At 53.3% G+C, this 12151-nt stretch carries 12 protein-coding genes; 4 read left to right on the top strand and 8 right to left on the bottom strand.

Annotated features, from left to right (window positions below; genetic code table 11):
• Positions 1 to 90 precede the first annotated feature (90 nt).
• A complete protein-coding gene (locus tag NC979_RS11735; RefSeq protein ID WP_190520831.1) occupies positions 91 to 264 on the top strand; it encodes a hypothetical protein in 174 nt (57 codons plus the stop codon).
• A gap of 20 nt (positions 265 to 284) precedes the next feature.
• Here NC979_RS11735 and NC979_RS11730 read toward each other — a convergent pair whose 3' ends face one another.
• A complete protein-coding gene (locus NC979_RS11730) occupies positions 285 to 650 on the bottom strand; it encodes a hypothetical protein (RefSeq protein WP_190520829.1) in 366 nt (121 codons plus the stop codon).
• Positions 651 to 1249: 599 nt separating this feature from the next.
• A complete protein-coding gene (locus NC979_RS11725) occupies positions 1250 to 1612 on the bottom strand; it encodes a hypothetical protein (protein WP_190520826.1) in 363 nt (120 codons plus the stop codon).
• A gap of 102 nt (positions 1613 to 1714) precedes the next feature.
• Between NC979_RS11725 and NC979_RS11720 the strand changes: the two genes are divergently transcribed.
• Positions 1715 to 1951, top strand: a complete 237-nt coding sequence (locus tag NC979_RS11720) for a helix-turn-helix domain-containing protein (RefSeq protein WP_190520825.1) — start codon at positions 1715 to 1717, stop codon at positions 1949 to 1951.
• 31 nt (positions 1952 to 1982) lie between these two features.
• Positions 1983 to 2204 (top strand): hypothetical protein, encoded by a 222-nt coding sequence (locus NC979_RS11715; protein WP_190520822.1) that lies wholly within the window; start codon positions 1983 to 1985, stop codon positions 2202 to 2204.
• Positions 2205 to 2492: 288 nt separating this feature from the next.
• On the opposite strand, the gene NC979_RS11710 is transcribed toward NC979_RS11715, so the two are convergent.
• The 4 genes from NC979_RS11710 to glmS all read right to left on the bottom strand — a co-directional run bounded on the left by NC979_RS11710 (position 2493) and on the right by glmS (position 7374).
• On the bottom strand, positions 2493 to 3665 hold the full coding sequence (locus tag NC979_RS11710; RefSeq protein WP_190520820.1) for an AIPR family protein: 1173 nt from the start codon (positions 3663 to 3665) through the stop codon (positions 2493 to 2495).
• A gap of 273 nt (positions 3666 to 3938) precedes the next feature.
• Entirely contained in the window at positions 3939 to 4238 is a 300-nt protein-coding gene (locus NC979_RS11705; protein ID WP_190520819.1) for a hypothetical protein, read from the bottom strand.
• Between the two features lie 48 nt (positions 4239 to 4286).
• Complete coding sequence (locus NC979_RS11700) at positions 4287 to 5246, bottom strand: HNH endonuclease (protein ID WP_190520948.1); 960 nt, start codon at positions 5244 to 5246, stop codon at positions 4287 to 4289.
• Between the two features lie 220 nt (positions 5247 to 5466).
• The gene (glmS, locus tag NC979_RS11695; protein WP_190520817.1) at positions 5467 to 7374 is read right to left on the bottom strand and encodes a glutamine--fructose-6-phosphate transaminase (isomerizing); all 1908 of its coding nucleotides are present in this window, start codon (positions 7372 to 7374) and stop codon (positions 5467 to 5469) included.
• Between the two features lie 284 nt (positions 7375 to 7658).
• Here glmS and NC979_RS11690 point away from each other — a divergent pair, with 284 nt between their 5' ends.
• A complete protein-coding gene (locus NC979_RS11690; RefSeq protein ID WP_190520815.1) occupies positions 7659 to 8051 on the top strand; it encodes an endonuclease domain-containing protein in 393 nt (130 codons plus the stop codon).
• Between the two features lie 115 nt (positions 8052 to 8166).
• Here NC979_RS11690 and NC979_RS11685 read toward each other — a convergent pair whose 3' ends face one another.
• Positions 8167 to 9372 (bottom strand): sensor domain-containing phosphodiesterase, encoded by a 1206-nt coding sequence (locus NC979_RS11685; RefSeq protein WP_199308907.1) that lies wholly within the window; start codon positions 9370 to 9372, stop codon positions 8167 to 8169.
• A 510-nt stretch (positions 9373 to 9882) separates the two neighbouring features.
• A complete protein-coding gene (ligA, locus tag NC979_RS11680) occupies positions 9883 to 12036 on the bottom strand; it encodes an NAD-dependent DNA ligase LigA (RefSeq protein WP_431191056.1) in 2154 nt (717 codons plus the stop codon).
• Between the last annotated feature and the right edge of the window lie 115 nt (positions 12037 to 12151).

Here is a 12151-nt window from a genome sequence, read left to right as displayed (position 1 = left end):
CGTGGTCGGCTAGGTCGAGGATGCGATCGCGCGGTCGCCTCATCAAAGGCTAATCGTGGCTAACTAAACCCCGCTCGCTGGCTCGGCAGTTTGCCCAGGCCCAGAGGGGATGCGGCTGAAGTCAAGGCGAAGGGCGCTTGCATTCCCGATGAAAAAGAATTCACTCACAAAAGCGGACAGTTTGATGAGTGTACTGGCAGCGGCATCTTCTGCGCCTTTGATATCAGCGATCGCACACTGTCATGCGATCGCCCCTCAAACTGACTTGGTTTTGGGTTAAGTGTCTAAGCAACTGACTGCTGAACGGGAGCAGTCTGGCTAGACCGTCGCCGCTCGGGCCGCCGCTTGCCGCCAGCCATTTCATACTCAGAACTTTTGCGGCCATAGACTACGGCGACGGCATTCAGCATTCTTTCGGACTTTTCGGCTAGGGCTTTTTCGGCGTCGATCATTTCGTTGTAGAGCTGATCGACAGTGGAAAGCATCTCGTTGTACTTGTTCTGGCGATCGCGCATGGCTTCAATGTCGGCCCAGAATGAGGCGAGGGTCATACCGTTGCCCAGGTCGAGGTTGCGGGCGATGGAACCCATTGCGGAGGCGCGACGTTCTGCTTTTTGTAGAGAGGTAGATGTGCGTTTGGCTCGTGCCATGGTGGTACTCCCTCCTTGGGAGTTTGAGTTAGAGGGTTGGAGGGGCTGACTGGGTGATCAGCTTGGGTTCAGAGTTGACGCCTGCGTTTCAGAAGCATCCAGGGGAGGTGAAGGGATATGGAAGCTTTATGCAGGGGGTAAAAACTCTTTAAGTGGAGTAAAAGGAGTTCTGTAGTCTTACGCTTAATGTCTTGAGAAAGAAAAAATAGTTTTACCTGTTTGGGCTACAGGTTCTAATGTCTAAACATTAATGCGGGTAGGGTACTGACTAAGCCTTACTGAGATCTCATTAACTGCTAGGCCGAACTACTTTACGCTTGGGCAGAACTCACTAACTGCTACAGAGAACTCATTATTTGTTAGGTCGAACTGCTTTACGCTTAAGCAGAACTCATGAGCTGTTGTAGAGAAGGCATTAATCTGGTTGGTTTATGTTTTAAGCCTTGAGGTATAAGCGTTAGCGGCTGGGGAGTGGGCGATAGCGGTTGCGGTCAACGGCTGAGTGCTGAGGCAGAGACTCTAAGGCGAACGTGTTTATAGTGTTTTTGTGTGGTCGGCTTGGCTACTTGATCGGGACAGCCAAGCCTAATTTCTGCCCGCTACTCTTCTCGGGGCAAGAATTTCACCAGTGCTTTCATAACTTCGCCAGGCTGGAACTGAAGCGGCTTATCAGCATTAGGTGCGCTGAGAAAGTCTGTCCACTCGAAGATTTCGGCAAAGCCGAGCTGGTGAAGGGCGACGACGATAGAGCTAACCGATCGCTTGCTGCCGATAACGAGTATTTTAACTGGCTCACGGTCTGGGTTTGGGTAGCTGTGAAGCTTGAGGGTGAGTTCAAGGTGAACTTGGCCAGGGTCGACTGACTCTGGGCCTAGAGAAGGGTCGGGAGTGCTGATGCGGGCACTGTAGCGGGCGGCGGAAGAGGGGTCTTGCCCTAAGCCTGTCGAAGGGTGGTTTTGCATAGTGTGTCAACAGAAACGATGACTAGCATCATAGTCAACAAGTCAGTTGCCGTCAACAGATCAGTTGTTTACTCGCTTGTACTGGTCTGACACCATGAAGGCATGGGAAAAGCAGGACAGGTGCTCAGGCAAGTGCTTGAGGAGTTTGAGGTGAGCCAATATAGCCTTGCGGCGGCTCTCGATATTGAACGCAACAGTGTGTACCGATGGGCGAATGAGAAGAGCGACCCATCGGGCGAAACGATTGTAGACATCGTCAGAGCCTTAAAAACGCTGCATCCTGTAGCGGCCAAGACTTTTGTAGAGCGCTACCTCGGCGAAGAGGTAAAGGATGTTTGAGACCTGTTTGCACTCAGGAGATGGTTGAAATATGCCAGTGAGGGATTATCAGGCCGATTTACTAGGTCAGCTAGCTGACCTAGATTATGCAGCACTTTATTTGAAGGCGTCTTTAGAGGAAACGTTGCGAGATGGCGACACAGCAGCGTTTATGCTGGCGCTTAGGGATGTTGTTGAAGCGAGGCAAGGTGCTGAGGCCAACCTGAATGAGGCAATCGATTTGAAGCAAGCGCTGAATTTGGATAGGGAATAATTCCCAACTCTAAGTATGCTGATTTCGGTGCTTAACGCAGTTGGTTTAACGATTGAATCTAAGGCGGCTTGGCTATGTATTGGGATGCATCCCTGCGATCGTTGGCAATGCCGCTTGTATCATCACGGGTGATAAAGATCTGCTGACGCTCAGCAAATTTGAAGCCGTCGACATTCTGATGCCCAAAGATTTTGCAGTCTACAAGAACCGGCTAGTTTTTGGTTGAAAGTGGCAGCACTGTGCCCTTTGTCAGTGAATGTATTGGGTGGTGGGCAGTGCCCACTATTTCTAATGTATAACTACTTTTGCTTTGAAATTGTTGTAAATTGGTCTATTTGCACTTTTAGTCGCATTTACTAAAGACCTAAATGTTTTGATAGTATCAGCCGTGAAGTCTTGCCCCTTTAAACCATTTTCAACAGCAGGACTCAAAGCATCAATCAAGGCAATCATCGGCTCTAGTATTTCCTCCCAAACCTTAACCGCATCTTCTGTACTAATATTTCCAAACGATAAACTAAATAAGTCTGTAATCTGTTGCTCCAAAACAATTTCCAGGCATTGTGCAATAGCTGTAGTTGCCAACATACTTGCGCCTCTATGTTGAAAGAAGCTCATTTGATCAACTTCAGCTTCGGTTAACCCATTTTGCCGAGACTTTTGAATCAAATTCCTTTTGAATGAATCAAGCGCTTTGTGCAGGGAATATACAAAAATAATATGTTTCGCTGTTGTTCTATCGTGAAAGACTTTTGAGTATAAAGAATTCGATTTCCATATATCCGATTTTCTATTGTAAGCATTTTGCGGATCTCCGTGGAATGCTGTGAGCGATTGCCCTACAGTGCTAGATGGCAGAAGATTTTGTCTACGCCTAATGACATCCTCAGCACCTCCTCGCCGCCCTCCTGAGTATTCAGCGTCAGGAATGCTACTAAATTCATCAACCAGCCTAGTTTGAATTTTATCGTTACTTCGAAAGTCAGGAGCTTCAACTTTATTTTGACTATTGTTAAAACGTATAATCGATTCAATTATTTGAGTTGAGGAACAAACTATAAATCGAGCTTGAATTTTTGCTCCAGACGAAGGGGATGACCCCAAATTGCCTATGGAACCTGTGGTTTGAGCACCGTTAACAATTGAAATCCCTGACAAAGATAGCTCCCCGGCCTCTTCATCATAAGTGAACTGGTTCGTAATAGCTGTTATCCCATTATTGAAGACGCAAAAGTTTCCTGGATCTTCCAAGACTGTTTTCTTTATTCCATTATTAATGTTCGCATCTATGTTACGACTTCCTAGATAGCCACGGATATTAGCAGAGAACAACCTGGATTGATATGTTTGAAAATTTTCGTAAAGCCAATTTGCCGGTATTGTAGTAATAAAAGAGCGCCAGTTTTCTGTGAACTCTTCAAAGCCATTTTCGACTTTAACTTTAAGGTCTTCAGTAACCAAGATCGGTGTAGTCAAGCTTTGATAAAGCCCTTCTGTAGAACTATAGCCAAGCTCTCTGCCAATTATGGTTATATTATGTCTGTTAGGAAATGCTTGCCTAATCGTATTTTGGGCATTGCGACAAACAGCGTCTAATTCGTTTTGAACATTTCTTGATTCACGTAAGTTATGAGAATACCAAAATTCAATGATTCGTATTTCGTTTTTTTCTAGTGCATCTCTTAGTTCAGAGGCAGCAGATTGTATGCGAGCTGGTAAACCTTCGACAGGAGTTCAGAAAAGCCATGCCACTGCAGTGTTTAGATCAGATGCTTTATTAGCAGGCGCATCACGATTAGTATTATCACTTGTAGAATAGTAGCCTTGAGCAATAACGGCTATCTCATTCTCTCTGTCCACGTAAACGAGATCACATTTCTTGTCTTCGTATCCATCTGTCAGCGAATCATTAGCTATAGATTCAATATCTTGAATATCAAATCGAAGTTGCAATGTAAATAGTAGTAAGGCATTGTCGCCATACCTAGCTAAATCTGTTCTTGCTTGAAAAGCAGCCTGATGTGTTTCTGTCATGTCAAAACTCAATATACTGGAAATAAAAACTCAATTTAAAATTCTTCTCTACATGATACGCCACTTCTCTCTATGCCACTTCAACCCCTCCAAACTCGGCCTAAACTCTCGCTCCTCCGGCAGCCCAATCGTCTCTCCCCCAAACGCTACCATCTCTCGACTCTCCACCGCTGGCTCCTCCATAAACCGCTCCTGCGGAATCACAATTCGGTAGTCGTCATCCACCCCAAACCAGCCGTGGTCAAACGCCCAGTGATGGTTCTTGCAGAGCGCTAGCCCGTTCACAAAGCGATCATCCCTAAACTCAGCAAACGGCTTAATGTGGGCACCATCCACAATGTCTTGTCCATCCGCGCTAATAATCCTTAACCTGCAAAACGCACAGCGCTGGTCATATAGCGACACCACAATTTTGCGAAACGCCCCATTTCTGACAACAATGTTTTCCTCATCTTTAAGGTCTTCGACGTTGTAAGTCGCTCCGCCTTCTCGCAAGAGCTGGGTTTTCACCAACTCAAACTCATCGATGAGTGACAGCTGCTCAATCTCATTCGATCGCCCTGAGAACCAGCTATCAATTAGCACCCGCAGCAAAGTCACCCGCTGCCCTGGGTCTTGCAAGATGGAAAATAGCTCTGGGTCTAGCCACGCATACTGCACAATCCGTCTAACAGCCGTAACGCCCTTGCGGCCCAACCCCGTCGGGGTTGCCGTTTCACTATCAGGGTAAAACGTTAGGTGCCAAAACTCATCCCCCGTTAAATGCACAAATGGTAGTGAAATATCTGATTGATGGTCAGTTCTTACTAGACTGCGCCAATACTTCAGAAATGTCGAAATTAGCTCTGGCGACAGTGGCACCTGATTCAGTCGAATCTTGCCCTGCTCAATCAATTCAATTACTGAAATCAAGAGCACAGGCTTATGAGGAGCAGCCCCTCGCTCTCGATGTTTGTTGACGTTCAGCTTCGCAAACTTTTTGGCGTAGTATGACAGGTCTTTCAGCATCATTTAGCTAGAGGGGGCATCTAGCGCTAAGCTTACTTAAGGCTTTCATAGATATAGCCTAGGCTTCTCTAAGATAGCCCAGCGGTCTCGAAATTCATTGGTCAATGAAATTTCCTTTACTTCCGCCAACTGTCCAGGAAGCCAGCGACTCACCGAGACAGCCCCCTGGTGCGCTAGCAGGCGACTAAGACCAGTCGCCTGCCATATCTGAGCAAACCCCCTATTCTACTGTCACGCTCTTGGCCAAATTACGAGGCTGGTCAACGTCCAGCCCGCGCCGGGCCGCGATATGGTAGGCCAGCAGTTGCAGCGGTATCACCGCCACAATCGGCGACAGCAGCTCATCCACCACCGGCACCGGCAGCAGGCGATCGAAGGTTTCCTGGGCGTCGGTGTCATTCATGGGCACCACGCCAATCAGTTGGGCGTCGCGGGCCTTGGCCTCTTGAGCGTTGGAGAGCACCTTGTCGTAGACGCTGCCGGGCATGGCGATCGCCACCACCGGCACCTTGGCATCGAGCAGGGCGATCGGGCCGTGCTTCATTTCGCCTGCTGGGTAGCCCTCGGCGTGAATGTAGCTGATTTCCTTGAGCTTCAGCGCCCCTTCGAGGGCGATGGGGAAGTTGATGCCCCGGCCCAAAAAGATAAAGTCCTGGGTTTCGTTAAACTCGTGGGCCAGCTCTTCGATATAGCGCTCCTGGCTTTCGAGCACCTGCTCAATGAAGGCGGGCAGCTGGTGCAGCCCGTTGAGAATGGCCTCGATGCGATCGCTCGTCAAAGTCTGGCGGCGGTAGGCCAGATCGATCGCCAAGAAATAAAAGGCCATCACCTGGGCAGTGAAGGTCTTGGTGGCAGCGACGCCAATCTCAATGCCCGCGTGGGTGTCGATAACGTGGGGTATCAGCCGCGATAGCGAGCTTTCGGGCCGGTTGGTGATGCCCAACATGCGGGGGGCAAAACGGGGGTCGGGGTGGGCAGCGCGGCGGTCTTGCTCCATTTCCAGGGCGGCCAGGGTATCGGCAGTTTCGCCCGACTGGGTGACGCCGATGGTTAGGGTGTTGGGAATCAGCGGCGTCGGTGAGTAGCGAAACTCTGAGGCATATTGCACCATCACCGGCAGGTTGGCCAGCTCTTCAATCAGGTATTTGCCTACTAGGGCGGCGTGCCAACTGGTGCCGCAGGCCACAATTTGCAGGTGCTCTAGGCCGCTGAGCAAGTCGTCGGGCAGGCCGAGGCTAATGGGCGACAGGGGAGTATTGGCGCTATCCGCCGTCCAAGCACTGTTGATGTAGGTTTCGAGGGCGGTGCGCACCACGCCAGGCTGCTCGTAGATCTCCTTGAGCATGAAGTGCTTGAACCCCTGCTTCTCCACCATGATGGGGTTCCAGTTCAGGGTAATGGGGTGCTTGCGCTGGCGATCGCCCGCAAAGTTATACACCTCTACCCCTAGGGGTGTCAGGCTAGCTAGCTCGCCATTCTCCATCGGCAGCACGGCGCGGGTGTGGGGCACGATCGCCGGAGTGTCGCTAGCGCAGAAAAATTCGCCCTGGCCAAAGCCAATTACCAGGGGGGCTTGCTGGCGCACCACCACCAGCTCATCGGGATAGTCGGCTGAGACAATCGCCAGAGCAAAGGCCCCGTGCAGCTGCTGACAGGCACGGCGGGTGGCTTCTAGTAGGATGGAGCGGCCCTGGGTATCGTCGGGGTTGAGCTGGCTCAGGTGTGACTCGATCAGGTGGGGCACCACCTCAGTGTCGGTGTCGGAGGAAAACTCGTGGCCCAAGGCCTTGAGGGTGTCGCGCAGCTCGCGGTAGTTTTCAACGATGCCATTTTGCACTACGGCCAATCGCCCGCTGCCGTCGCGGTGGGGGTGGGCGTTGTATTCTTCAGGCTTGCCGTGGGTGGCCCAGCGGGTGTGGCCAATGCCCAGGCGAGCGGGGTTCTCTTCGCCGTCGAGCTTGTCTTGCAGGTTTTGTAGCTTGCCCTTAGCGCGCACGCAGTGCAGCTCGCCTTCGAGCACGGTGGCGAGCCCAGCGGAGTCGTAGCCGCGATATTCAAGTTTACGCAGGCCATCCATGAGGATGTCGGCGGCGGGCCGGGTGCCAATGTATCCCACAATGCCACACATACGTTGTCTCCTTGGGTAACTGCCGGGGGTTAACTGCCTGGGTTACGGGCGGGTGTCTCGGGTCAGACTGACACTCTAGAATACACGCTGTCTCGGCGGGTGAGATCGATAGGGTCTGTCAGAACCCCCCAATTTTGGGGGGCAGGGGGGCAAAACTTTGGCAGGTTACAGAAGAGACTTAGCGGTCTGCTAAGAGCTATCTTGCCCCCTAAATCCCCCAATTCTGGGGGACTTTGAGTGGCACTGGGCAATCTTGATAGAGGAAATTCTATCACTGTCCATCAATGGCCAAGGACTCTCCAAGGATTCGTGGTACTACTCGGTCAATTGAGCAGGCTGCCCGAGAGTTAAGGCAAAACCTTACCCCTGCTGAGACAAGACTGTGGAAAGCATTGCGAGGACGGCAGTTGAACGGACTCAGGTTCCGATGTCAGCATCCTGTGGGACGATTCATTGTTGACTTTTACTGCCCATCCTGCAAATTGGTTATTGAAGTTGATGGTAGCGTTCATAACCAGCAAGAAGCCTACGACAAAGCGCGGACAGAGCATCTTCAAGATTTCGGTTATTGCGTTTTGCGATTCTCAAATGCAGAGGTCGCGGACAATCTGGCCGTTGTTCTCGATCGTATTGCTCAAGTTGCAGAATCCCGGTCCTCTTCAGAATTGAGGGGCTAGGAAGCCAAACTATAGCGGGTTACAAGGGTTTCTGGGGGCTTGCCCAGAGCTGTCGGCCCCCTAAATCCCCCAATTCTGGGGGACTTTGAGGAGTGGAGATCAATTTCAAAACTGCTTAGCCCTGGCCCTGAAACAGCGCTGCGGTTTCGCCAATCGGGAGGGGATGCCCGAGCAAATATCCCTGCGCTTTGTTGACGCAAAGCTGCTTTAGGGCAGTGCACTCTGGGGCTGTCTCTACCCCTTCGGCGACGAGTTGGCTGCCACTTTCTTGGGCAAACCCGACTAGCGCAGCGGTCAAGGCGCGGCGGTTAAGGTCGGTATCAATATCGCGAATGAGTCCGATGTCGAGCTTGATGATTTCTGGCTTGAGCTTGAGAATGTGCAGGAAACTCGCGTAGCCCGAGCCAGCATCGTCGACGGCGAGGCGAATGCCGCGATCGCGCAGGGGTGCTAGGGCTTGGCCGAACTGGGAATAGTCGGGGATGGGCACATGCTCAGTGACCTCCAGCACAATGCGATCGAGCGGCGCATTGTGGAGGGCTCGATGGATAGCGCCATTCAAGATGTTGTCGGGCGAGACGTTGAGAGACAAATAGATATCGTCGGGGAGTTGGTCGAAGCCCGTGAGAGCCTTGGCGATCGCTGCCATCTCCAGCTCTTCGCTCAGACCCACTTCAGCCGCCTCGTTAAACCACACATCAGGGCTGCGAATGGGCCTAGACCAAAACCGGGTCAGAGCCTCGAAGCCGATGATCTTGTTGTCTCCTAAGTGAACAATCGGCTGGTAGACGATGGTAAACGATTCAGACTCTAGCACTGAGACAATGCGCTGGCGCATCTCTCGGTACTGGCGCTGGGTGGCTAGCTCTCGGCCAATTTGGCGGGAAGCAAAATTGGCAAACACGCGCATGATAGACAAGTCGCGATTGCCCAGGGTAAAGTCGGGCCGAGTGCTAAAGCAGCAGAAGGTTCCGTAGAGCTGCCCGTTCCCCAAGCGGATGGGCACGCTGAGGTGGGCTCCCACCGGCAGGTCCATAGTGACCGGTAGTTCTAGCGCCGCCGGGATTGCTGAGGCATCTTGAATCAGCTCTGGCAGCCGACCATCGACAACGCGTTGGCAATAGCTCTCTTCGAGCGGGTTTGAGTCACCCACGGCGATCGGTGGATGCTCTAAAGATGAATCGACATAGCGAAATCGGCGTCTACCACCCGAAAATTCAGCAATAAACGCCACCTCCATATCGAGGTAGAGGCGAATGGCGCATAGGGCATCGAGCACGACCTCATCGATCGATTCTCCCTCAGCACTAGATGCCGACAAAAAGACGTAAGGGAGCAACGATAGCTTGTTAGCTATCGGGTCCGGACCCAGTTGTCCAACCATTGAGCGGTACTCCAAACAGTATTCCGCAGCAGTACTTAAGACGATTTCAGCTTCAGATGGTTCTAGACGTAACCCGATAATTTGGCCAGGCCAAGAGCATAAGTACGGATATTTGGTTAACAACAGCTCTGTGGCCTGGCATCACCGATATTCTCGGCTCAAGCCCTAGGGCCGCAAATCAGGGGATTACTTCATTTTGTATCACTCAGATACTATTATCGACCCTATTAGGTAGCCAATTTTCTATAGGGAGGGATGGATTTTTCTATGCTAACGCTGCCCCGCCCTAGAGGCGAAAATTAGATTACTAATTTGAGTAGATTGTCGAGTCAGTAGTGATGGGTTGGTAGTGGTTTGGGGTTTAAGGTGTATGGTTCACGGTTTGTCTTAAGCCTGAGATCCTGAGTTCTAGGTTCCCAGGGCTAATCACAACTAGCTTGGCGAGTACTATTCTTTCCCCAGCGCTAACAGGTCTGCTTCGGTGAGAATGGCAACGCCCAGACTTTCCGCTTTGACGAGTTTTGAGCCGGCTTTTTCACCCGCCACTAGATAGTCGGTGGCTTTGCTGACGCTGCTGGTGACCTTGCCGCCGGCGGCTTCGATGATGTCGGTGGCCTGCTGGCGGGTAAGGGTGGGCAGGGTACCGGTGAGCACGAAGGTTTTGCCTTCTAGGGGGCCAGCGGCTGGGGCGGCGGCGGATTCTGCGGAGGCAAGTTGCAGACCAGCCTGTTGCAGGCGATCGATTAAGGTTTGGTTGGCAGGCACCTGGAACCATTCATAGACGGCCTGAGCGATTTCGGGGCCGATGCTGTGGACGGAGGCGATCGCCTCAGGGCTAGCGGCGGCAAGAGCGGCGGCACTGGAAAAATGCTGGGCCAGGGTTTTGGCGTTGACGGCACCCACATGGCGAATGCCCAGGGCGTAGAGCACTGAGGCCCAGGGGCGGGCTTTGGAGGCGGCGATCGCCCCCAGCAGCTTTTCGGCCAGTCGCTTGCCCATGCGATCGAGAGGTGCTAGATCCTCTTCTGTCAGGCTGTAGAGATCGGCAACGGATCGGACCAGGCCCTGCTCCACCAGCTGTTTTACCCACTTTTCGCCCAGGCCCTCAATGTCGAGGGCGTCGCGCCGGGTCCAGTGGATGATTGCCCCCTGCACGATCGCGGGGCAGGAGATATTGATGCAGCGCGTAACGGCCCCGTCGTCGGGTTTGACCAGGGCGCTACTGCACTGGGGGCAGTGGGTGGGCATGGCGATTGCGATCGCCCCCGCTGCTCGCAGCTCGGCCAGCACTCGCACCACTTCGGGGATGATCTCTCCGGCTTTGCGCACAACCACGGTGTCGCCCTGGTGAATGTCGAGTTCGGCGAGGCGATCGGCGTTGTGCAGAGTGGCGCGGGCGACGGTGGTGCCCGCCAGCTGCACCGGGCGCAGCTCGGCCACGGGGGTCACTGCCCCGGTGCGGCCCACCTGAAAGCTGACGGATTCGAGGATGGTGGGCACCTCTTCAGCGGGATATTTAAGCGCTACCGCCCAGCGAGGAAACTTCTGGGTAAAGCCTAGCTGCTGTTGCAAGGCAAAGTCGTTGAGCTTGACCACCACGCCATCGGTGAGGTAAGAGAGCTGAAGACGCCGGGTAGCCCAATCATCGTAGTAGGCCTGCACGTCGTCAGCAGATTGGCAGAGCTGGCGGTTGGGGTTGACGCGAAAGCCGAGGGACTTGAGAAATTCGAGGGCCTGCCACTGGGTCGTGGGAGGGTGGGTGAGGGCCTGAGTCGGGGCATGGCTCGTGGCCTCGATTTGGGCCAGCTGATCGTCGTCAGCTCTTCCACTCACCGTCTCATCCATGGCTTCTCCCCAGTGAACGGTGTAGGCAAAGAAGTCGAGCTTGCGGGCCGCGACAATGCGGGAGTCGAGCTGGCGTAGGGTGCCAGCGGCGGCGTTGCGGGGATTGGCGAAGAGGGCTTCGCCTTTGGCGGTGCGATCGCGGTTGATCTGCTCAAACACGTCCAGCGGTAGGAAGGCTTCGCCGCGCACTTCAACCACGGTTGGGGGGTTCTCGATGGCCAGCCGCAGGGGCACCGAGCGGATAGTGCGTACGTTGGGGGTAATATCTTCACCTGCGGTGCCGTCACCTCGGGTAGCACCTCGCACCAGCAGACCATTTTCGTAGGTAAGGGCGATCGCGTTGCCGTCGATTTTCAGTTCAGCGACGTACTCTACCGCTCCAACGTCGGGGGCCTGCCGGCGCCAGCGGTCTTCCCAGGCGCGAAATTCGACCAGGTCAAAGGCATTCTCCAGGCTGTAGAGGGGGATGTTGTGGCGAACCGAGGTGAACTGGGTGGAGGGTCGTTCGCCAACGCGCTGGGTGGGGCTATCAGGGGTGACCAGCACGGGGTGGGCGGCTTCGAGGTCTTGCAGCTCGCGGTAGAGGCGATCGTAGACCTCGTCGGGCAGGTCGGGGGCGTCGAGTACGTAGTAGGCGTAGCTGGCGGCTTGCAGCTGCGACCTAAGCGTCTGCACCCTGGCTGCTGTGTCGTCGTTGCCGTTGTCGCCCATGGCTCGGTTTCCTAAAATCGCCCGGTGGCTAGTGTAGCGCTGCAATGCCCCCAGTGCCGCTCAGTTTCCGCCATTCGTCAATAGAGAATATGTATAGGTTCCAAAGCCTTGTGACCATAAATTTAGAAGTTTTTAGCAGCTATTCGAACACTGCTATAGA

Origin of the sequence: Leptolyngbya subtilissima AS-A7 (assembly GCF_039962255.1) — a bacterium.
In the GTDB taxonomy this organism is placed as follows: Bacteria; Cyanobacteriota; Cyanobacteriia; order Phormidesmidales; family Phormidesmidaceae; genus Nodosilinea.
This window is presented reverse-complemented; position numbering and strand designations above follow the sequence as displayed.

Coding starts and splice junctions, on each gene's coding strand:
- NC979_RS11730 (WP_190520829.1), bottom strand. CDS start 650: ATGGCACGAGCCAAACGCACATCTACCTCTCTACAAAAAGCAGAACGT.
- NC979_RS11725 (WP_190520826.1), bottom strand. CDS start 1,612: ATGCAAAACCACCCTTCGACAGGCTTAGGGCAAGACCCCTCTTCCGCC.
- NC979_RS11720 (WP_190520825.1), top strand. CDS start 1,715: ATGGGAAAAGCAGGACAGGTGCTCAGGCAAGTGCTTGAGGAGTTTGAG.
- NC979_RS11715 (WP_190520822.1), top strand. CDS start 1,983: ATGCCAGTGAGGGATTATCAGGCCGATTTACTAGGTCAGCTAGCTGAC.
- NC979_RS11705 (WP_190520819.1), bottom strand. CDS start 4,238: ATGACAGAAACACATCAGGCTGCTTTTCAAGCAAGAACAGATTTAGCT.
- NC979_RS11700 (WP_190520948.1), bottom strand. CDS start 5,246: ATGCTGAAAGACCTGTCATACTACGCCAAAAAGTTTGCGAAGCTGAAC.
- glmS (WP_190520817.1), bottom strand. CDS start 7,374: ATGTGTGGCATTGTGGGATACATTGGCACCCGGCCCGCCGCCGACATC.
- NC979_RS11690 (WP_190520815.1), top strand. CDS start 7,659: ATGGCCAAGGACTCTCCAAGGATTCGTGGTACTACTCGGTCAATTGAG.